The organism is Nocardia goodfellowii (assembly GCF_017875645.1).
Lineage (GTDB): Bacteria > Actinomycetota > Actinomycetes > Mycobacteriales > Mycobacteriaceae > Nocardia > Nocardia goodfellowii.
Window position 1 is genome coordinate 5854428 of the sequence record NZ_JAGGMR010000001.1, and the last position, 20265, is coordinate 5874692.

The 20265-nt window shown below is 68.1% G+C and carries 20 protein-coding genes; 8 read left to right on the top strand and 12 right to left on the bottom strand.

Annotated features, from left to right (window positions below; all coding sequences use genetic code 11):
* Window positions 1-121: 121 nt before the first annotated feature.
* Both gcvH and BJ987_RS26930 read right to left on the bottom strand, forming a co-directional pair.
* Window positions 122-520, bottom strand: a complete 399-nt coding sequence (gene gcvH / locus BJ987_RS26925) for a glycine cleavage system protein GcvH (RefSeq protein WP_209895409.1) — start codon at window positions 518-520, stop codon at window positions 122-124.
* 87 nt (window positions 521-607) lie between these two features.
* On the bottom strand, window positions 608-1222 hold the full coding sequence (locus tag BJ987_RS26930; protein ID WP_307869771.1) for a CDP-alcohol phosphatidyltransferase family protein: 615 nt from the start codon (window positions 1220-1222) through the stop codon (window positions 608-610).
* A 165-nt stretch (window positions 1223-1387) separates the two neighbouring features.
* Here BJ987_RS26930 and BJ987_RS26935 point away from each other — a divergent pair, with 165 nt between their 5' ends.
* The 5 genes from BJ987_RS26935 to BJ987_RS26955 all read left to right on the top strand — a co-directional run bounded on the left by BJ987_RS26935 (window position 1388) and on the right by BJ987_RS26955 (window position 6595).
* Window positions 1388-3064, top strand: a complete 1677-nt coding sequence (locus BJ987_RS26935) for a GMC oxidoreductase (protein ID WP_209895411.1) — start codon at window positions 1388-1390, stop codon at window positions 3062-3064.
* Between the two features lie 48 nt (window positions 3065-3112).
* Window positions 3113-4522 (top strand): DUF2252 domain-containing protein, encoded by a 1410-nt coding sequence (locus BJ987_RS26940; protein ID WP_209895413.1) that lies wholly within the window; start codon window positions 3113-3115, stop codon window positions 4520-4522.
* Window positions 4523-4678: 156 nt separating this feature from the next.
* Window positions 4679-5575, top strand: a complete 897-nt coding sequence (locus tag BJ987_RS26945; RefSeq protein ID WP_209895415.1) for a nuclease-related domain-containing protein — start codon at window positions 4679-4681, stop codon at window positions 5573-5575.
* Between the two features lie 44 nt (window positions 5576-5619).
* The gene (locus BJ987_RS26950; RefSeq protein WP_209895417.1) at window positions 5620-6234 is read left to right on the top strand and encodes a phosphatase PAP2 family protein; all 615 of its coding nucleotides are present in this window, start codon (window positions 5620-5622) and stop codon (window positions 6232-6234) included.
* A gap of 58 nt (window positions 6235-6292) precedes the next feature.
* The gene (locus BJ987_RS26955) at window positions 6293-6595 is read left to right on the top strand and encodes a hypothetical protein (RefSeq protein WP_209895419.1); all 303 of its coding nucleotides are present in this window, start codon (window positions 6293-6295) and stop codon (window positions 6593-6595) included.
* Here BJ987_RS26955 and BJ987_RS26960 read toward each other — a convergent pair whose 3' ends face one another.
* Window positions 6596-7258 (bottom strand): biliverdin-producing heme oxygenase, encoded by a 663-nt coding sequence (locus tag BJ987_RS26960; RefSeq protein ID WP_209895421.1) that lies wholly within the window; start codon window positions 7256-7258, stop codon window positions 6596-6598.
* A 132-nt stretch (window positions 7259-7390) separates the two neighbouring features.
* Window positions 7391-8827 carry a threonine/serine exporter family protein gene (locus BJ987_RS26965; protein WP_372446955.1) on the bottom strand — a complete coding sequence of 479 codons (1437 nt, stop codon included), beginning with the start codon at window positions 8825-8827 and terminating at the stop codon, window positions 7391-7393.
* Window positions 8828-9005: 178 nt separating this feature from the next.
* On the opposite strand from BJ987_RS26965, the gene BJ987_RS26970 reads away from it, so the two are divergent.
* Window positions 9006-9854 (top strand): LLM class F420-dependent oxidoreductase, encoded by an 849-nt coding sequence (locus BJ987_RS26970; protein WP_209895440.1) that lies wholly within the window; start codon window positions 9006-9008, stop codon window positions 9852-9854.
* Between the two features lie 51 nt (window positions 9855-9905).
* Here the strand turns inward: BJ987_RS26970 and BJ987_RS26975 are convergent, their stop codons facing one another.
* From BJ987_RS26975 to BJ987_RS26985, 3 genes are read right to left on the bottom strand one after another with little or no spacing between them, the layout of a single operon-like run.
* Window positions 9906-11537, bottom strand: a complete 1632-nt coding sequence (locus tag BJ987_RS26975) for an ABC transporter permease (RefSeq protein ID WP_209895442.1) — start codon at window positions 11535-11537, stop codon at window positions 9906-9908.
* The gene (locus BJ987_RS26980) at window positions 11534-12463 is read right to left on the bottom strand and encodes an ABC transporter ATP-binding protein (protein WP_209895444.1); all 930 of its coding nucleotides are present in this window, start codon (window positions 12461-12463) and stop codon (window positions 11534-11536) included. Before BJ987_RS26980 ends, BJ987_RS26975 begins: the two co-directional genes overlap by 4 nt.
* Before the next feature lie 11 nt (window positions 12464-12474).
* Window positions 12475-13107, bottom strand: coding sequence for a TetR/AcrR family transcriptional regulator (locus tag BJ987_RS26985; protein WP_209895446.1), 633 nt, complete (start codon window positions 13105-13107; stop codon window positions 12475-12477).
* 129 nt (window positions 13108-13236) lie between these two features.
* Between BJ987_RS26985 and BJ987_RS26990 the strand changes: the two genes are divergently transcribed.
* Window positions 13237-15168 (top strand): acyl-CoA dehydrogenase family protein, encoded by a 1932-nt coding sequence (locus BJ987_RS26990; RefSeq protein WP_209895448.1) that lies wholly within the window; start codon window positions 13237-13239, stop codon window positions 15166-15168.
* 48 nt (window positions 15169-15216) lie between these two features.
* Here the strand turns inward: BJ987_RS26990 and BJ987_RS26995 are convergent, their stop codons facing one another.
* Complete coding sequence (locus tag BJ987_RS26995) at window positions 15217-15606, bottom strand: VOC family protein (protein ID WP_209895450.1); 390 nt, start codon at window positions 15604-15606, stop codon at window positions 15217-15219.
* An 84-nt stretch (window positions 15607-15690) separates the two neighbouring features.
* On the opposite strand from BJ987_RS26995, the gene BJ987_RS27000 reads away from it, so the two are divergent.
* Window positions 15691-16815 (top strand): serine hydrolase domain-containing protein, encoded by a 1125-nt coding sequence (locus BJ987_RS27000; RefSeq protein ID WP_209895452.1) that lies wholly within the window; start codon window positions 15691-15693, stop codon window positions 16813-16815.
* Between the two features lie 12 nt (window positions 16816-16827).
* Here BJ987_RS27000 and BJ987_RS27005 read toward each other — a convergent pair whose 3' ends face one another.
* The 4 genes from BJ987_RS27005 to ligA are packed head-to-tail and all read right to left on the bottom strand — an operon-like array spanning window position 16828 to window position 20255.
* Window positions 16828-17385, bottom strand: a complete 558-nt coding sequence (locus BJ987_RS27005) for an SRPBCC domain-containing protein (protein ID WP_209895454.1) — start codon at window positions 17383-17385, stop codon at window positions 16828-16830.
* A 1-nt stretch (window position 17386) separates the two neighbouring features.
* Window positions 17387-17710: an ArsR/SmtB family transcription factor gene (locus tag BJ987_RS27010; RefSeq protein WP_209895457.1), complete on the bottom strand. Its 324-nt coding sequence runs from the start codon at window positions 17708-17710 to the stop codon at window positions 17387-17389.
* Window positions 17711-17758: 48 nt separating this feature from the next.
* On the bottom strand, window positions 17759-18226 hold the full coding sequence (locus BJ987_RS27015) for an NUDIX hydrolase (RefSeq protein WP_209895459.1): 468 nt from the start codon (window positions 18224-18226) through the stop codon (window positions 17759-17761).
* A 37-nt stretch (window positions 18227-18263) separates the two neighbouring features.
* Entirely contained in the window at window positions 18264-20255 is a 1992-nt protein-coding gene (gene ligA / locus BJ987_RS27020; protein ID WP_209895461.1) for an NAD-dependent DNA ligase LigA, read from the bottom strand.
* Window positions 20256-20265: the final 10 nt, after the last annotated feature.

The following is a 20265-nucleotide window of genomic DNA, read 5'->3' on the forward strand; positions in this document are numbered from 1 at the left end:
GGGCCCGAGTCGTTGAGAAGTCACTGCGCTAGTACACCGGCGTCGAGACCCCGGCGAAACTGTTGGCATTGACCGTACCCTGCCAGGGCGTGCCCGTGCAGGGAGAACTGGGAAGGGACCTTCAGGCCCCGATAACTCCTTGATAACCTGCGGAATCCAGCAATTCGGCAAGCGTCTTGTCGAGCGCGTCGACGTCTTCGACCTCCAACTCGAACATCCAGCCGTCACCGTAGGGGTCGGTGTTCAGCGTCTCCGGCGCTTCGACCAGGACCTGGTTCACCGCAACGACTTTCGCGGCCAGCGGCGCGTAGATGTCGGACACGCTCTTGGTCGACTCCACCTCCGCGATGCTGTCACCGGCGGCGGCGTCGGAATCCGCCTCGGGCAGCTGCACGAACACCACGTCGCCGAGCTGCGATTGGGCGTAATCGGTGATACCGACCCGGACCCGGGTGGGCCCCATGCGGCGCACCCACTCGTGCTCCTCGGTGTAGCGCAGATCGTCGGGCAGATCGGTCACAAGCCGTCCTTTCCTGTTGAAGGTTGCACGTAACTCTATGGGGGATGGAAGGCCGGCGCATTCGGCGGGGTGGGAAAGGCCGCCGCGCTACCGGGTGTGGTGTGCCGCAGCGGGTATGGCACGCGCGACGGCGACGGCTTTGGCCAGGTACAGAACGCCGGTCCAGACGTACACCACGGTGCCCCAGACCAGGAATGCCCCGCCGAACGCTCGACCGAAACCCGCCAGGGCCCAATCCATTCGGCCGGCCAGCAGCCAGGGCAGCGCGGACATGAGCGCGAAGGTGGCGGCCTTGCCGAGGTAGATCACCTCGGGCGGGTCGAGGTCCCGGCGCTTGTAGACGGTGAGGGTGGCGGTCAGGATCAGATCGCGAGCGACCAAGATCACGGCCACCCACCACGGGATGAGCCCGCGCAGCACGAATGCCAGCAGGGTCGTGACCAGATACAGCCGGTCCACGAACGGGTCGAGCAGGGCGCCGAGCCGGGAGGACTGGTCCAGCAGACGCGCCAGTTTGCCGTCCAGGAAGTCGGTGACACCGCTGGCCACCAGCAGCGCGAACGCCCAGCCATCGGCGTGCTCGACCAGCAGCAACCACAGGAACAACGGGACACCGAGCAGCCGGATCACGCTCAGCACGTTCGGGACGGTGAGGATGCGGTCGGCGAGGACCGCGCGCACGCCCGTGGGTTCGGTTGTCACAGCCCGTGCATACCCCACGGGCGCGCGCAACGCCATCCGGGCACGCGGGGTCCCGGTGTCGCGTAATGGCCCCTGGAGCCGGGCGGGGTGGCCGAACATCTCTATCGGGGCGCAATCGAGCGTGAAACGATTCACACTCATCGGCTCGCTGAGTGAAAGGAAGCCATGCCCGCCTTCGACTACGACGTGGTAGTGATCGGCTCCGGTTTCGGTGGCAGCGTGAGCGCGCTGCGGCTGACCGAGAAGGGGTACAGGGTCGGGGTGCTGGAGGCGGGCCGGCGCTGGACCGCCGACGACCTGCCAAGAACGAACTGGAATGTGCGCAAGTCGATCTGGGCCCCGCGCCTGGGCATGACCGGCACCCAGCGGATCAGCATCCTCGGTAAGTGCGCGGTGTTCTCCGGTGCGGGCGTCGGCGGAGGGTCGCTGATCTACGGCAATACCCTCTACGAGCCGTTGCCCAACTTCTACTCCGACCGGCAGTGGGCGCACATCACCGACTGGAAAGCCGAGCTCGCGCCGTATTACGACCAGGCCAAACGCATGCTCGGGGTGGCGCCGAACCCGCGCCTGTCCCCCGCCGACGAGGTGATCAAGGAAATCGCGGAGGACCTGGGCGTCGGCGAAACCTTCCACGCCACGAATGTCGGCGTCTTCTTCAACGAGGCCGATCCGGGCACCGAGGTCGACGACCCCTATTTCGGTGGGGCCGGTCCCCGCCGGCGCGGTTGTGTGCACTGTGCGCAATGTTTCACCGGCTGCCCGCACAACGCGAAGAACACCACTCCGACCAACTATCTGTACCTGGCCGAGCAGGCCGGCGCCGAGGTGCACGCCCTGACCACCGCCACCGCCGTACGTCCGTTGCCCGAGGGTGGTTACGCCATCGACACCGCCCGCCCGGACCGCTGGATCCGCAAGCAGCCCAGGACCTTCACCGCCCAGCAGGTGGTGTTCGCCGGTGCCGCGCTCGGCACGCAAAAACTGCTGCACAAGATGCGCGACGAGCGGGTGCTCCCGGAGCTGTCGCCGCGACTGGGCGAACTGACCCGCAGCAATTCGGAGGCGATCCTGAATGTGGTGAGCCGCACACGCATGGATTTCGCCGAGGGCATCGCGATCACGTCCTCGATCCATCCCGAAGCCGACACCCATATCGAGGTGTGTCATTACGGCAAGGGCCAGAACGCGCTGTTCCCGATGTCGGTGCCGATCGTGGACGGCGGCGCGTTCCGTTTCCTGCGGTTCCTGCTCGCGATACTGGTGCATCCACTGGTGTTCCTGCGCAGCCTCAACGCGCGGCGGGCTTCGGAGAAGTCGGTGATCCTGCTGGTCATGCAGTCGCTGGACAACTCGCTGACCTCGTTCCGCAAGCGCGGTCAGCTCAAGACCAAGGCGGGCCCTGGTGAGCCGAACCCGACTTGGATTCCGCTGGCGCACGATGTCGGCCGCCGATTCGCCGACAAGGTCAACGGCGACACCCACGGCATGGTCATGGATGTGTTCAACATTCCCGCCACCGCGCACTACATCGGCGGCTGCGTCATCGGCGAAAGCCCGGACACCGGCGTGGTGGATCCGTATCAGCGCGTCTTCGGTCATCCGGGGCTGCACGTCGCCGACGGTTCCGCGGTTACCGCGAACCTCGGGGTCAATCCGTCGCTGACCATCACCGCGCAGGCCGAACGCGCGATGGCGTTCTGGCCGAACAAGGGTGAGGCCGATCCGCGTCCCGAATTGGGCGCGGCGTACCAGCGGATCAGCCCGGTGGCGCCGAAGCAGCCGACTGTTCCGGCGGCGGCGCCCGGCGCGTTGCGGCTGCCGATCACGCCGGTGTCGTGACCCGAACGACACAGCATCCGTGATGCGCGCACGCTAGCGTGATCCGTTGTGTCAGACAGTGGTATCGATCTACGCACCTACGTTCCGGAAGCGGAGGTCCGCGCCCGCGGCCGCGCGCTGCGGGAAGCGACCCCGGTGGCCGCGCGCGACCGCGCCGCCACCGGGCCGGACCGCCCGGACCTGCTGGCCTATCTGCGGGCTTCGCACGCCAATCGTCTGCCGCATCTGGTGCCGTTGCGCGTCGGGCGGATGATGTCGAGCCCGTTCACCTTCTATCGCGGCGCGGCCGGATTGATGGCGGCGGACCTGCACGGCGGCCCGGTCTCCGGGCTGAACGCCCAGATCTGCGGTGACGCGCACGCCGCCAACTTCGGCCTGTTCGGCACGCCGCAGGGCGAAATCATCATGGACATCAATGATTTCGACGAAAGCGTGTCCGGCCCGTGGGAGTGGGATCTGGAGCGGCTGGCGGCCAGCCTGGTGCTGGCCGGGCGGGAATCCGGGGTGAGCACCGAGGGGTGCCGTAACGCCGCCCGGGACGCGGCCCGCGCCTACCGCCTGGAGACCGAGCAGCTGGCGCGGATGCATTTCCTCGAAGCCTGGACCGCGCTGCCGGACGAATCGGTGATCGGCAAGGCCAAGGCCGATGATCTGCTGGACAACTTCAAGAAGGCGGCGAAGAAGGCGCGGAAGAACACCAGCGCCAAGGTCGCCGCGAAATGGACGCACATCGACGACCACGAAACCGGGATACACAAACACAAATTCGTCAGCGAGCCTCCGGTGCTCACCGCGGTCGAGGACCGGGTCGCCGAAGCGGTGATCGACGGCCTGGAACGCTACGCCACCACCCTGCGCGACTCTCGCGCCAATCTGCTGGCCCGATTCGCGGTGTCCGACATCGCCTTTCGCATCGTCGGCACCGGCAGCGTAGGCCTGCACAGCTACGTGGCGCTGCTGCACGGCAACGACGGCGAAGTGCTGGTGCTGCAACTCAAGCAATCCATCCCCTCGGCGCTCTCGCCGTTCCTGCCGGTGCCGCCGGTGCTGCACGAGGGCGAGCGAATCGCGCAGGCCGCCAGTCTGGTTCAGGCGCAGAGCGATCTGCTGCTCGGCTGGACCTCGGTCGAGCTGACCGGTCCGCACGACAGCTCCCCCCGGGAACTGCCGTTCATCGTGCGGCAGTTCCGCAATTTCAAGGGCAGTATCGACCCGGCCACGCTGTCCGAGGACGACCTCGACGACTACGGGCGGCTCGCGGGCGCGCTGCTGGCGCGGGCGCACGCCCGGTCGCTGGACCCGCGTTTGACCGCCGGCTACCTCGACGGTGACGAGCACTTCGACGATGCGATCGCCGCCTTCGCGGTGCGCTATGCCGACCGGACCGAAGCGGATCACGCGGAACTCGTCGCGGCGGTCGAATCCGGGAAACTGGCCGCCGAATTACCGGAGGATTGAACACGCCGGGTCCGCGGCAGCGGCGCGGCGGGGCGGATGACTCGTATTCTGAGCACTGACGGCCGCAGTGCGAGCTCAGCGCCCGGAGGCGGTAGCGCAGCGTGACCATGGAGGGCGTTGCGAGCGTTGTGAATTGACACTGAAGGGCGGTCACTCATGCTGGTACGAGTCCAGAACCCGGCGGGCACGAATGCCGAACGGGCACTGATCGACTGGCTGCGCACCTGGAAGGAACCCGACAGCCCCAAGGGCGTCGCCACGATCAACTGCAGCCTGTTCCAGAACGATCGGCTGCACCAGTTCGACGCGGTGGTGTGGACTCCGACCAGCTGCGTGGTGATCGAAGCCGAGGCGCTGGTCGCTCGCCAGGACGGCGTGCTGGAGATTCCGCTCAACGGCCCCTGGACCATCAACGAGGAACCGGCCGTCATGGAGGGCCGGGACAAACGCACTCCGCTGGAGAAATCCCGCGAGCACACCTTCGCACTGCAGAACTGGCTGGCCGCCCGCGGACTCGGCCAGCGCGCCGTGCACGGCGTCGCGCTGGTGGTGCCGTTGCGCGGTGCGCAGCTGACCGTCGACCAGGCTTGGAGCGACCCGAGTTTCGATGTCATCCTGGGCAGCGACCCGGAGGGGCTGCAGCAGTACTTCGAGGCGCTCACCGAATCCGAGAAGCACCTGTGGACCGCCAACGACGTCGCGGTCGCCTTCCGTGCCATGGGCATCCTGCCCTACCTGCCGGCCCCGCAGGAACTCCTCGCCGAGGGCTTCCTCGGTCCGATCGACATCACGCTGTGGCACGGCGGCCCGCAGCAGGCCCAGGCCGAGGCCTACGCCGAAGAACTCGCCCTCGCCGAGCGCGAGGCGGCGCGCGGACGCCGGCGGGTCCTCGTGGCACCGTGGTACAGCCCGTGGAAGTTGTATCCGGCGGAGTCCGGTCAGGTGGACATGGGCCGCGGATTCATGCGCACCGCCCTGCTGCTCGGCATGCTCGTCGCCTTCGCCTGGGTGCTGTGGTTCGTGATCACCGCGCTGCTCACCTACGGGCCGTAACGCCGCCGTCCGACCCGTCGGTTGATCATGGTTGACTTCGACGGGTGACGGTTCTGGGCAAACGGCTGGGCCTGGGCGGGTTGATCGTGGTCACGCTGTGCGCGGTACTCACCGTGGCGGTGCCGCTGAGCTTTCCGGCCGACGGCGGCGCTACCGACGTGGATCGCGAGATCGCTCGATCGGTTCACCGAACCCTCGACGACACCGGCGGCGTCTATCAAGCGCTCGTCTTCCCCAGCAACGGTTACATAGTGATACCGCTGTGGCTGGCGGCGGTGGCCTGGTTCGTCCACCGACGCCGATGGTGGCGTGCGGCAACGATGTTCGCTGTCCCCGAGCTCGCCCTCGCCGTGAACACCTGGGTGCTGAAACCACTCTGGGACCGCCCGCTGGCGGACTACCTCGCCTATCCCAGCGGGCACACCGTGCACCTGGTCGCTGTGGCGACAACCTTTGTGTTGCTGACGGATTCACCACGCGTCCGCCGGTGGGCCGCCGGTGCGACCGTATTCGTCCTGTGCGGTGTCGCGGTGGGCATGATCGGCCTCGGGTATCACCACGCCACCGACGTGCTCGGTGGCGTCACCGCGGCCGTGGCGATGGCCACCGCGCTCTGCCGACTGGCCGATTTTCTGGCAGCGCGCCGTGTACCCCACTGAATTTCGTTGTCGCCGTAGCTCCCTCGCACGTACGGTGGATGCGGGAAGGGAGCTCGATATGTCCGGAAAGACGCCGTGGTGGGCCATTGTGGCCGGGGTGTTCATGTTCATGCTGCTCGCCTCCAGCCTGCTCCAGGCGGTGCGCGATGTTTTCACCTATGCGGTCGTCATCCTGTTGCTGGCCGCCGGCGCGCGACTGGTGTACGTGATCAGGCACGAGCGCGCGGTGGCCGAACGGAAGCTGGCGCGCGAACGCAGGCAACGGCGCGGGCCGCGCCGGCAAGGCGCGATGTTGCTGAACGGCATGGACTTCCCGACGCCGGGAGAGGCGCGGTGCCGGGAATGGCGCACCCAGAACTGATCAGGAAGGCTTGCGCGCCGGGAACTCGGCGGCGAGTTCGCCGAACATCGCGGTGTTCATGGCGAAGGCCCGCTGCGCTTCGGCCAGGGCCCGGCGGCGATCGAGGTCGTCGAGCGGGAGTTCGTCCAGCAGCGCGCGATATTCGCGCTTGAACGCGGCCGGATTGCTGATGCCGTCGAAGACGTAGAAGCGCACGCCGTCACCGCGGCGCGGCAGATCCCACAGCTTCTCCGCGGTGCCGCGGATGACCTGGCCGCCCGAGAGGTCACCGAGGTAGCGGGTGTAGTGATGGGCGATGTATCCGGCCGGCCACTCGCGGGCGCACTCGTCGATCCGGGCGGCGTAGGCGGCGGTCGAGGGCAGCGCCTCGACCTCGCCGCGCCAGTCCGGGCCGATCAACGCGACGAGATCGCGTTCCAATTCGGCGGTCCGGGCCAGTTCCGGCCGGATGAAGGGGCCCGCGATCGGATCCTCGGCGAGGGTGTCCCACCGCGCCTCGAGGGCCCGGTAGACGAACCACAGCTGACCGGTGTAGCGATGATACGAGTCGATCGGCAGACCGCCGCCGAGCATGTCACTGATGAAGGTGGAGTTCTCCGCCTCGGCATGCTGGGCCTCGGTCGCGGTCCGGATCTGCGCCGAAAACGGTACTGCTTGGGACATTTCCTGTTCCACCACGAACCACCTCACCGGCCACCTGCGCCTGCGGCAACCGACTTTGGTTACCCTAACTACCCTTGACCATACCGACTCGGCGCGATCTCCGATATCCAACTTTCGGTGGAATCCGTCCGATCAATGGGCGGATTGGCCGCGCCGGATCCGGCGCGGGCGGCGCACGACGATCGGTCTGCGCAGCGCGCCCGCCCGTTTCAGAATCTGCGGACGCAACTGCGTCCGGTCGAACCACTCGCCCAGCGTGACGCCCGCGGCCAGCGCACAGCTGACGCCGAACGCGTTGATCAGCTGGTTCAAGCCGACGATCAACTGATCGTTGAGCAGCCCGTACAACCCGCGGTAGACGCTGAGACCGGGCAGCAACGGGGTGATGCCGGCGACCGCGACGACCAGCGGGGGCGTCAACGCGCGCCGCGCCATCAGACCACCGGCCAGACCGACCACGGTCGCGGCGACGCCGGAGGAGACCACCGGGCCGAACCCGGCGTACTGCACCAGCAGGAAGACGATGGTGCCCGCCGCGCCACCGAGGGCGGCCGCGGCCAGGGCGCGTTTCTCGGCGTAGCAGGCGAGCGCGAAGGCCAGCGCCGCTACCGCACCGGCCAGGATCTTGACCGGAAGGTTGGTGATGTCGCGGCCGGAGAGCATCTCGATCGCGGGCACGGTCGCGCCGACCTGTTCCCCGAGCCGCAGCGCGATCGCGATACCCGCGATGATGCCGCCGGTCATCATCATCACCTCGAGCATGCGGGCGGTGGCCGTGATCGGCGCGCCCGTGATCGCGTCCTGGACCGCGCCGAACAGTTGCAGACCACTGAGCAGCACGGTGATTCCGGCGGCGATGACCAAGGTCGGCGCCGCCGAAATGCCGTGTGGTTCGGCGAAAGTCGCCAGCAGAATCGCCGGCGTCGCCGCGATGGCGCCGCCCACCATGTGCTGGAAGAAGAACGGCAGACCGTACCGGTTGAGCACCCGGTTGGTCCGGTCGATCGCGGCGGTCGCCGCGAAACTCACCGCGGCCACGATCAGATTGCCGCCGAGCAGCGCGGCGATCGAGGCGGCCAGCAGGGACCACCCCAGGGTGGCGGTCCAGCGATGGTAGGGATGGTCGGCTCTGGTGATCTCGTCGAGCGCGGCGCGTGCCTCGTCGGGCGGCACCACCTGATTGCGGATCCGGCGGGTGAGCCGGTCCACCGCGGCCAGCCGGGTGAAGTCCAGCGACCGCTGGCGCACCACGCGCATACTGCTGGCCGGCGGCAGCATCAGGCCGCGGTCGGCCCAGATACGGATCGCGTCGTAGGTGACATCGACATCGCAGCGGGACAGGCCGTAGGTGGCGGCGATGAATCGGACCTGAGTGGTCGTGTCCATCACGCCGGTGCCCGAAGCCAGCACCACCTCGCCCACGCGGACCGCGAGATCCAGCACCTCGGCCACCCGGGCGTCGTCGCTGAGATCGATCGGCTGCAGCGGCGCCGGTGCGGAGACGATGGTGTCGACGGTGGCCTGCCGATCGCCAACGAGCACGCCCACAGCCTGACTCACCATCGGGATATGCACGCGGCGCGGCCGTAGTCGGCCCCGCCAGGTTCGCCGTTCGACCGGCGCTCTTGGTTCCTCTCCTCCCGAGGACGTATCCAAACCCATGACCGTCGAAGGTAGTCGAAGCCCTTAACCCCGAACGACAACCGTGATAGAACTTGTTTCAGTTTCGGCGATGGGAGTGTGCGCGGTGCGGTACGGAATTGTGTTGTTCACCAGTGATCGGGGCATCACGCCCGCCGACGCGGCGGCGACCGCCGAGCAGGCCGGTTTCGATTCGTTCTATGTTCCAGAACACACTCACATTCCGGTGGTGCGGGCCGCGGCGCACCCGACCACCGGCGACGCGACCCTCCCCGACGACCGTTACCTGCGCACCCTGGACCCCTGGGTCGCACTCGCCACCGCCACCGCGGTGACCGAGCGGATCACCCTGTCCACCGCGGTGGCGTTGCCCGCCGAACATCACCCCATCGCCCTCGCCAAAACCCTTGCCTCGCTCGACTTCCTGTCCGGCGGACGGGTCAGCCTGGGTGTCGGATTCGGCTGGAACACCGACGAATTGGCCCATCACGGCGTGCCCGCCAACAAGCGCCGGACCGTGCTGCGCGAACACCTGGACGCCATGCGCGCCCTGTGGACCACCGAGGAAGCCAGTTTCGCAGGCGATTTCGTGAACTTCGGACCGAGCTGGTCCTGGCCCAAGCCGGTACAGAAGAGCATCCCGGTGCTGTTGGGCGCGGCCGGCGGCGAGAAGTCCTTCACCTGGCTGGCCAAGAACGCCGACGGGTGGATCACCACGCCGACCGAGGGCGAACTGAGCGCGAAGATCGAACTGCTGCAGCGGATCTGGCGCGAGCAGGGCCGCACCGGATCGCCGGAGATCATCGCGCTGGCCGGGGCGCACAACGCCGAGCAGCTGGCGCGGTGGGCCGAGCTCGGAGTCACCGAGGTGGTCTTCGGACTGCCTGACCGTGATGCCGACGCGGTGCGCGGCTACCTGGGCAAGCTCGCGGGCAAGCTGGGACTGAATCCCTGACCCGAGTCACCGCTCGAACCTCGCGGCTCGAGCGGTGACTTCTGTTCGGGGTCAGCGCAAGTCACGCCGGCGGAAGGCCGCGATACCTACGGCGAGCAGCGCTGCCGCGATACCGAGGAGCCAGAGCAGCGGCCGCGCTTCGAAGGGTGCGCCGGGCAGTTTCGGCGGATGGACGAACGGGACCAGATCCACCATCCACTGCGGCAAGCCATCCAGCGACCCGACCAGGAACAGCACGATCATCCCGCTGAGCACGCCCCACGCGACCGGGGTGAAACGCGGCGCGAGGCCGTAGATCGCGACCGTGATGCCGGTGACCACCCACACCGCCGGTATCTGAACCGCCGCGGCACCCAGGGATTCGGGGAGTTTGCCCGGCTCTCCCGTCGACGCGCCCCAGACGATGCCGATCGCCGCGCCGGCCACCAGCAGCAGCACGGCCGGGCCGAGCAGCGCGAAACCGATGTGGCTCAGCACATATCGGGAGCGGCCGATCGCACCGGACAGCGTGGCCTCGACCCGGCTGGTGGACTCCTCGTCGTGCAGGCGCAGCGCCGCCGAAATAGCGTACGCGGCGGCCGCGGCGGCCAGCATGGTGATCGCGTAGTTGACGAACGAGTTCTCCAGCGCGCCCGAGCCGCCCATGCGTTCGATCAGGTCGCGCACGGTGCTGTTCTCGTTCAGCATGTCGCCGACGCTGTTCACCGCGCCGCCGATCAGCAGGCCGTAGAGCGCGAACCCGACGGCCCAGCCGAGCAGCGAGCCGCGTTGCAGCCGCCACGCCAGCCCGGCCGGGCCGGACAGCGCGGCCGCCGCGGTAGCGGGACCGGGCCGTTCGGCGATCAGCCCAGATCCGGTGTCACGGTTGCGGAGCAGGCCATAGGCGGCCACGGTCCCGGCAACCGCCACAGCCAGCAGCGGAAGCAGCACCCACCAGCGTTCCTGCGCGTAGGGACGGATCTGCAGCGACCACCCGATCGGCGAAAACCAGCTCAGTACACCATTTCCCGCGTCGCCCACCGCACGCAGCGCGAAGGCCGCGCCCAGCGCCGCGAACGCGACGCCGCGTGCGACGCGCGCCCCCGCGCTCACCTGGGCGGCGACCGCGGCGACCGCGGCCCACGCCAACCCGGACCCCGCCAACGCCGCACCCCAGGCGAGGGAACCGGCCGCGGGCAGGTCCGCGCCGTAGAGCGCCGCGGCACAGACGATTCCCGCGACCAGTGCGCCGCCGAAGGTCATGATCAACGCGGCGGTGAGTCCGGCGTAGCGACCGATCGCGGTGGCTCCCACCAACTCCGCGCGACCCGTCTCCTCTTCCACCCGGGTGTGCCGGATGACGGTGAGGATGGTCGCGATGGCGATCATGGTGAACATGGCCCCGGCTTTCCAGGTGCCGACCGAGCCCAGCGAGCTAGTGAACACCGGGCCGTACATGGCCGCCAGCGCCGGGCTCTTCGCCAGGCTGGCCGCGTATTGATCCAACTCCGCCTGGGTCTGATAGAGGCCTTCGACACTCAGGACCTGGATGGCCGGCATGAAGCCGAGCAGCAGTACCCACAGCGGTAGCACCACGCGGTCGCGGCGCAGGAACAACCGCAGCAGCTCGGTGGTACCGGTGAAATCGGTGGATGCGCCGGAATACCTTGCGACAGTGGCGCTTTCCGCGGTAACGGTGGTCATGCTCGCACCTTCTCCCCGGATGTCCGTCCGGCGGGGACTTCGCCGTCGACGTGGTAGTGCCGCAGGAACAGCTCCTCCAGGGTCGGCGGCGCGCTGGTCAAGCTGCGCACTCCGGTGTCACCGAGCACTCGGATCAGTTCCCCGAGATGCTCCCCGTCGACCTGGCAGCGCAGGGTCGCACCGTCGCGTTCGATGTCCTCGACGCCCGGGATCCGGCTGAGATCGCCTGGGTCGCCGAGCAATTCGGCGGTGATAGCGGTATGCGACAGATGCCGCATATCCGACAGCGACCCGCTCTCCACGGTGCGCCCGGCGCGGATGATGGTCACCCGGTCACACAGCGCCTCCACCTCGGACAGGATGTGGCTCGACAGCAGAACGGTGGCGCCGCGCTCCCGCGCCTCCTTGGTGCATTCGCGAAACACCTGCTCCATCAAGGGATCCAGACCCGAGGTCGGTTCGTCGAGCAGCAGCAACGGCACATCGGAGGCGAACGCCGAGACCAGGGCGACTTTCTGCCGGTTGCCTTTGGAGTAGGTGCGCGCCTTCTTGCGCGGGTCCAGATCGAAACGTTCGATCAGCTCGGCGCGGCGCCGGGTGTCGATGCCACCGCGCATGCGGGCCATCAGATCGATGGTCTCGCCGCCCGACAGCGACGGCCACAGCGTGACATCGCCTGGTACATAAGCGATGTCGCGATGCAGGCGAACCGCGTCGGACCACGGGTCGCGCCCGAAGAGACCGGCGCGGCCGGAGCTGGCGCGCAGAATCCCGAGCAGAATGCGGATGGTGGTGGATTTGCCGGCCCCGTTCGGGCCGAGGAAGCCATGGATCTCGCCCTCGGTGACCGACAGATTCAACCCGTCGAGAGCGGTGACGTGACCGAAGGTCTTGACCAGATCGTGGACTTCGATGACCTCGGACATCGGTCCTCCTATTACGTTGATTCAGGTGGTAGCACCGTGTCCAGCACGCTGGAATCGGTGAGCAGGCCCTGGGTGTAGAACTCCAGGGCGGGTGGCGTGAGCTCATCGGTGAGATCACGAATCGCTGTGCGGAAGTCGAGTTTGCCGTCGCGCTGCTCGCGCAGCTGCGTCCACAGCAGGGTGGCGCCGATGTTGAGCAGCATCAGATATCTGGCCCGGGCCGCGGGGTCGCGGCTGGGCTTGATGGTGCCCGCCTCGACGGCGGTCTGGATGTAGACCTCGGCATCGGAGACCATGTGCTCGAACAGGGATTCAGCGAGGGGACCGCCGGCCTGCAGGCTGCGCACCATGTAGGCCACCAGCGGGCCGTATTCCTCGACCTCGGACAGCGCCGCCAGCATGCCCTTGCCGACGTTCTCGGCGGTGATCGTCTGAATCTTCTTGTCCCGGGTCAGCTGCAGCACCCGCTCGTCGCATGCGGCGCGCAGGCCCTCCTTGGAGCCGAAGTGATGGTTCACCAACCCGGGCGAGACACCGGCGGCGGCAGCGATCACGCGGACGCCGACGCCGAACCCTTGTTCGCCGAACACCTCGATCGCGGTATCACGGATACGGGCCGCGGTCGACAGGTCCGAGATCTTCACGGCGGGGGCGGGTCTTTCCGGAACGGGCTGTTGGCTAAACACATGTTCAATATACTAAACACTCGTTCAATGGTGTGACAAGGGTTTCGAAGCGTTTGGCGGGAAGTATCGGCGGCTATCGTCGGAAACATGACTACGGGCGGTTCGACTACGGCAGATCACCTACGCGCGGCCCTGGATGGGCCCTGGGCGGCGGTCCGGGAGGAAGCCCGGATCCAGCTCGCCGACGACCGGTTCACCGGCGACCCCAACCTCGACTACAAGGCCGCCCGGGCCCGCGTGCTCGACCAGATGAAGGCCATCGCGGGCATGGGTCTCGCTGAGCGCGGTTTCCGGCGGGAGAACGGCGGCACCAGCGAGCCCGGCGCGGCGGTCACCGGGCTGGAGATGCTGGCCTACGCCGATCTGTCGCTGTGGGTGAAAGCCGGTGTGCAGTGGGGGCTTTTCGGTGGCGCGGTGGAGAACCTCGGCACCGAACGGCACCGTGACTACATCACCCGATTGCTGTCGCTGGATTTGCTCGGCTGCTTCGCGATGACCGAATCCGGGCACGGCAGCGACGTGGCCAATCTCGAGACCACCGCGACCTACGACCCGGCCACCCAGGAATTCGTGATCCACACCCCGACCCCCTCGGCGCGCAAGGATTACATCGGCGGAGCCGCCGAGCACGCCCGCGTAGCCGCGGTGTTCGCGCAGTTGATCACGCAGAACGAGAACCGGGGCGTGCACTGCCTGCTCGTGCCGATCCGGGACGAACACGGGGCGGATCTGCCGGGCGTCACCACCTATGACGACGGACTCAAGGGCGGATTGCCCGGTGTGGACAATGGCCGCATCGTCTTCGACCAGGTGCGAATTCCGCGAGAGAACTTGCTGAATCGCTACGCCGATGTGGCTCCGGACGGGGCATACTCCTCCGACATCGAGAATCCGAGCCGGCGCTTCTTCACCACGCTCGGCACCCTCGTACGCGGGCGCGTCAGCGTCGGCGGGGCCGCGGCGGCCGGGGCTCGCGTCGCGTTGAGCATCGCGGTGCGGTACGCGTTGAAACGACGTCAGTTCTCCGATCCCGACAGCGGCGCGGAAACCCTCCTGCTGGATTACCGCAGCCATCAGCGCCGGTTGCTGCCGCTGGTCGCGAAGTCGTGGGCGCTGGCCTTCGCGCAGAACGACCTGGTGCGGCGCATGCATCTGGTGCAGACCGGCCAGGATCTCGATCCCAGCGCGCAGCGGGCGCTGGAGAAGCGCGCCGCGGGCCTGAAGGTCGCCCAGACCCGGCACGCCACCCGCGCGATCCAGGAATGCCGCGAAGCCTGCGGCGGCGCGGGCTATCTCACCGAGAACCGGCTCGTCACCCTGAAGGCCGACACCGATGTGTTCACCACGTTCGAAGGTGACAACGTGGTGCTGACGCAGCTGGTGGCCAAGGAACTGCTCACCTCCTACTCCGACGAGATTCGCGATCTCGACGCGCTCGGGTGGGTCCGTTTCGCGGCCACCATGGCCGGGGATGTGGTGCGCAAGCGCTCCGGCGTACGCCAGATGATCCAGACGCTCAGCGACCGCAACGGGGAGACCGTCGACGAGGCCGACCTCTCCCGGCGCTCGGTGCAGCTGAAGTTGTTCGCCGACCGCGAGGACTATCTCGTGCGCACCGCGGCGCATCGACTTCGGGCCCGCGCCGCGGACACCGGGCCGTTCGAGGCGTTCAACAACGCGCAGGACCACATCCTCGCGGCCGGAACCGCGCATATCGATCGGCTCGTGCTGGAGGCGTTCATCGACGGCATCGCCGACATCGAGGATCCGGAAGCACGGGCGCTGGCCGAGGACGTCTGCGATCTGTACGTGTACTCGCTGCTCGAGGAGCACACGGCCTGGTTCATCATGCACCGGTTCATGTCCGTCGAGCGAGCGAAGGCGGTGCGCCGGGGCGTCAACGAACTGGTCGACCGTTTGCGGCCGCACGCGCTGACCCTCATCGAAGCGCTGGGCGTGCCGGAGGGGATGCTCCGGGCGGCGCTGCTCGAGGACGCCAGCGTTTTCGAACGGGCCTGACCGGCAAGGGAACCCAGGGTGCGGCCCCGCCGGGGTCGCACCCTTTCGCTACGGCCCCAGCAGATCCCACCGATTCCCGGCGATATCCAGGAAAACCGCGACGCGCCCGTAAGGTTCGCGCCGGGGTTCGGTCACGAATCGCACACCGGCGGCGGCCATCCGGTCATAGGTGACCTGGAAATCATCCACCCGCAGAAAGAAACCGACCCGGCCCGCGGCCTGCTGCCCGACCGCGCCGGCCTGCGCTTCCCCGTCGGCGCGGGCGAGCAGAATGCCGGTCGCCGCCGCCGGCGGCCGCACCACCACCCACCGCTTCGCCCGGCCGTCGTTGGTGAAAGACGGTGTGTCCTCGACCAATTCGAATCCGAGCGCGTCGACGAAGAACGCGATCGCGGGGTCGTAGTCGGGCACGATGATCGTCGCCAGTTCGATGCGCACGACCCGACCGTAGTACTCCGGTCCGAGGCGTTGCGGTACTCCGGTCCGATGTGATCGCGGGCCCGACGTTTCTACCGTCGGGTCATGCGATTGCGCGTCTTCACTGTTCCGCTCTGCACCGCCGCCGTGCTCCTGTCCGCCTGCACCACGAGCACGGCCGAACCCGCCTCGGCATCGATCGCCGCGCGAATGGACACCGTGCGCGGCGACCTCGACGCGGCGGTCCGCTCGGGGGCGGTCGGGGCCGTCGCCACACTCACCGACAACGGCGCCACCGCCGTCTCCACCTCCGGCCTCGCCGATATCGCCACGGGCACAGCGATTTCCGCGGATGTCCCCCAGCATGTCCGGATCGGCAGCGTCACCAAGACCTTCACGGCCGCGATCGCGCTCCAGCTGGTAGCGGAGAACAGGATCGATCTCGACCGGCCGATCGGCACGTATCTGCCGGGCCTTCTGGCCGGTGACGGCGTGGACGGAAACGCGATCACCGTTCGCCAGATCCTGGGGCATCGGAGCGGACTGCCCGAGCCGACCGCATACCCGCACTTGAACGAGTACACCGCAGCGCGAGACGGCCACACCTACACCCCGGCACAGGAGATCGCCCTCGCCCTGCGGTCTCCCGCGCAGTTCGCCCCCGGGACGCGGTTCGCGTACACCAACACCAATTACATCGTCGCGGGCATGCTGATCGAGGCGGTGACCGGACATCGCTTCACCGATGAACTACGCGATCGCATTCTCACGCCGCTGCGGTTGGCGGACACCTATCTACCCGCCACCGGGGAAACCGGTTTGCGCGCACCGCATCCCACCGGCTACGCCACCCTCGAGGGCACGGTTACCGACGTGACGCGGATGGAACCGTCGGTGCCGTGGACCTCGGGCTCGTTGGTCAGTACCGGTGCCGATCTCAACCGGTTCTATCTCGCGCTGCTAGCCGGGAAGGTGGTGCCGCAGACCCAACTGCGCCAGATGCTCGACGGAGTCGACATGGGTAACGGTGACGGCATGTCCTACGGGCTCGGCGTTGGTTATGCCCAATTACCTTGCGGGGCACAGTATGTCGGCCACGTCGGTGGTGTCGTCGGCTTCACCGCCATCTCCGGCGCGACGGCGGCGGGGCGCGCCGTCACCTTCTCCTTCACCGGGTCGCCCGCCGCCGTGGACATCGGCACCTTGCTCACCCACGCGCTGTGTGGGTGAGCTTTCGCGGATTCACGCGGAGGTCGTCCCGATGACCTCCGCGTATCGGCGCTCCAGGGCCGCGGACACCTCGGGATCGGGATAGCCCACCGACCGGCCGTCGAGCGCTTCCACCAGCGCGTCGAGGCAGAAGTGGTATCCAGCGGCGGTTCCGGGCAGCCCGTGCGGACCCGGCGTGCCGAACCAGACCGTGCAGAGCAACCGGGATCCGGCTCCCTCGGCAAGGATCTCGAATCGCAAATGCTCGTCGTCCCAGAGGAATTCGAAGATGCGGGGCGGCTCCCAGGTCAGGATCCGGCCGGGCAGCTCCGGATCGTCCAGATCGACGCCCGCCTCCGTCAGTTCCGTATCCGCGTGTTCGACCGCTTCCGGCCAGAACCGGAACCGGAGCTCGGCGCCGGTGTGGCGTTCGCCGAGGATGTCGGCCGGAAACCAGTGGCGGAGGTGTTCGGATTCGGTCAGGGCGCGCCACACTTTCGCCGGTGGGTGCGCGAGCATGCGTTCGTAGCGGATGCCTACGCGGTCGTCGTCGCGCAGAATGTCGCCGAGGCGCTGGTCTACGTCGGTCATATCACTCCTCAGGGTCGTCGGGCAGGGTGTCCAGATAACGCTCGAGTCCGTCGAGCCGGTCGGCCCAGATCTCCCGGAACGGCGCCAGCCACACGTCGATCTCGCGCAATCGGTCCGGGGCGAGCCCGTAGTGCCGTCGCGGGCCGTCGACTCGGATGCGCACCAGCGCCGCCGTGTCCAGCATCTTCAGGTGCTTCGACACATTGGGCTGCGCCGTCCCCAATTCGCCCGCCAGATCGCCGACCGTGCGCTCACCCGCGCGCAGGAGGTCGAGGATCCGGCGGCGAGTGGGATCGGCCAGGACCTCGAATACATCGCGTGTCACCCGTCCGATTATGCCTCAAGGGGAATATTCCTGTCAAGGCATATGATGTCAGTGCTGGATCAATCCGCCGACCGGGACGGCGGCGACGTGACCGGTGGCCGGAAGACTTTCCGCCAACGCGAGCCCGACGTCGACCAGTCCGGATCGGCGCAGACCGGTGACCTCGGAAATCGGCGTCCACACCGCTTCGGCCGTCGCACCATCGGGCTCCGGCCGCAGGCGGCCCCCAGTCACCGCGACGCGATAGAAGATCCCGACGTTTTGGTGCTCGACCCCGGCTCGGGCGACATTCGCGGGAATCATTCTCGAATCCACACCGAGCAGGCGCTCGACGACCCCCTCGTACCCCGTCTCCTCCGCGAGTTCCCGGATCACCGCATCGAACGGATCCTCGCCGTGCTCCACGCGCCCGCCGGGAAGTGTCCAATTCTTCGGCCCGGTTCGCGGCACATGATGCGCTAGCAACACCTGGCCGTCCGCGAGGCACACGGCGTAGGCCGCCAATCTGAAACTCATGTCACGAGCGTGCCACCGCTCTGACAGCAGCGGCCCGCTAGACCAGGTTGGCGGCGATCAGCAGGGTCCAGATCTCGCCCTGGTCGACGACCTCGACGCCGAGCTTCTCCGCCTTGGCCAGTTTGCTGTCGCCGACACCCGCACCGGTGATGAGCAGGTCGGTGTTCGCCGAGACCGAGGACGCGGCCGTCGCGCCGGCTTTCTCACAGAGGCGCTGGAACGTCGGGCGGGCGACCTTCTCCCCGGAACGCGGGTCGCTGATAGCGCCGGTGATCACCACCGTCTTGCCGGCCAGCGGCGCCCCGGCGGCGACGACCGGGGGTAAGTCTTCCGCGCGGACGTCCAGGGAAACGCCCGCCGCGCGCAGGCGTTCCAGTTCCGGACGCAGGCGGGTGAGATGCGCGGCCAGCGAGGCGGCGACCTTCGGTCCGATATCGTCGACCGCCACCAGCCGTTCCGCGCCCGCGTCGGCGACCTCTTCCAGCGAGCCGAAGCCCGCACGGGCCAGGCGGGCGGCGGTGCCGTCGGAAGCCATCGGGATCGCCAGGCCGATCAGCGCGCGGCGCAGCCCGACCTGACGACTGGCGTCGATCGAGTCGATCATGCGCGCGGCCGACACCTCACCGATGCGATCGAACTCGAGCAGACGCTCCTTGGTCAAGGTGTAGAAATCCGACGGGCGCTCCAGGATGCCCGCCTCGGCCAGGCGCTCGATCCACACCTGCCCGATGGCGTCGATGTCGGCGGCCGCCCGCGACGCCCAGTGGATCAGTCGGCGCACCGTCTGGGCGGGGCAGGAAACGTTGGTGCAGAACAGTTCCCGGCTGTTGCCCTGCTCGGTCACCGGCTGCTCGCACGAGGGGCAGACAGTGGGCGGCACGATCTCGCGCTCCTCCCCCGTGCGCTTGGACGCGTCGAGCACGCCCGCCACGAACGGGATCACGTCACCCGCGCGCCGCACCAGCACCGTGTCACCGACCTTGATGTCGCGGGCGCGAATCACCTCTTGATTGGCCAGCGTCGCCCGGGTGACCGTCGTGCCGCCGACGAACACCGGCTCCAGCCACGCGACCGGGACGATCTTGCCGGTCTTGCCGACGTCCCACACCACGTCGGCCAGCAATGTGGTCTTCTCCTCGGCGGCGAACTTGAACGCCAGCGCGCCACGCGGCGAGTTGGATCGAGTTCCGGCCGCGGCGTAGGCATCTCGGTCGGCCAGTCGCAGCACCGCGCCGTCGAGGTCGTAGTCCAGCTCGTTGCGGCCCTGCTCGATCGCGGTGATCGCGGCCTGGGCCTGCTCGGCATCGGCGCACAGGCGCATCTGCGCACCCGCGACTCCCAGCGCCCGCAACCCCTCGCCCAGGTCGACCGCGGTGCCGCCCTCGGAGGTATCCAGGTCGAAGCCGAAGAATCGCAGCCGCCGCTCGGCCACCGTGGCCGGATCTTTCGCCCGCAGCGTTCCCGCCGCGGCATTGCGTGGATTGATCAGCGGCTTGTCCGGATGCGCGGTGTTGTAGGCGATGAAGGTCGAGCGCAGCATCACCGCCTCGCCGCGCACCTCCACCCGGCCCGGGACATCGATCCGCTCGGGCACGCCGTCGACCAAGGCGCGGACCAGCATCGTCACATCGTCACCGGTGGTGCCGTCACCCCGGGTCACCGCTCGCACCAGCCGGCCGTCCTCGAAGACCAGGGCCAGGGACAGACCGTCGAGCTTCGGCATCACTACCACCGGCTGACCGGGGAAGCGATTGAAGAACGCCGCGACCTGCTCGGGCTTGGTCGCCTTCTCCAACGACAGCATCGGCCGCGAATGGCGGATCGGCGCGTGCAGGACCGCGGGGGCACCGACCTGCTCCAGCGGATTCGGGTCGGGCGCGAGTTCGGGGTGCGCCTCGATCAGGGCACGCAGCTCGTCTTCGACCGCGTCGTACTCGGCGTCCGCGACCAGCGGCGAGCCCTGATAGTAGGCGTCCCGCAGCGCCACGATGCGATCCGCGAGCTCTTGGATTCGTTCCCCGGTGTCCACGCCGCAGACG

What these genes read in the sequence shown, in the direction of transcription:
- BJ987_RS26980 (WP_209895444.1), bottom strand. Translation starts at nt 12,463, where the DNA reads ATGTCCGAGGTCATCGAAGTCCACGATCTGGTCAAGACCTTCGGTCAC.
- BJ987_RS27015 (WP_209895459.1), bottom strand. Translation starts at nt 18,226, where the DNA reads ATGAGTTTCAGATTGGCGGCCTACGCCGTGTGCCTCGCGGACGGCCAG.
- BJ987_RS27005 (WP_209895454.1), bottom strand. Translation starts at nt 17,385, where the DNA reads ATGACCGACGTAGACCAGCGCCTCGGCGACATTCTGCGCGACGACGAC.
- BJ987_RS26990 (WP_209895448.1), top strand. Translation starts at nt 13,237, where the DNA reads ATGACTACGGGCGGTTCGACTACGGCAGATCACCTACGCGCGGCCCTG.
- BJ987_RS26955 (WP_209895419.1), top strand. Translation starts at nt 6,293, where the DNA reads ATGTCCGGAAAGACGCCGTGGTGGGCCATTGTGGCCGGGGTGTTCATG.
- BJ987_RS26935 (WP_209895411.1), top strand. Translation starts at nt 1,388, where the DNA reads ATGCCCGCCTTCGACTACGACGTGGTAGTGATCGGCTCCGGTTTCGGT.
- BJ987_RS26945 (WP_209895415.1), top strand. Translation starts at nt 4,679, where the DNA reads ATGCTGGTACGAGTCCAGAACCCGGCGGGCACGAATGCCGAACGGGCA.
- BJ987_RS26975 (WP_209895442.1), bottom strand. Translation starts at nt 11,537, where the DNA reads ATGACCACCGTTACCGCGGAAAGCGCCACTGTCGCAAGGTATTCCGGC.
- BJ987_RS27000 (WP_209895452.1), top strand. Translation starts at nt 15,691, where the DNA reads ATGCGATTGCGCGTCTTCACTGTTCCGCTCTGCACCGCCGCCGTGCTC.
- BJ987_RS26960 (WP_209895421.1), bottom strand. Translation starts at nt 7,258, where the DNA reads ATGTCCCAAGCAGTACCGTTTTCGGCGCAGATCCGGACCGCGACCGAG.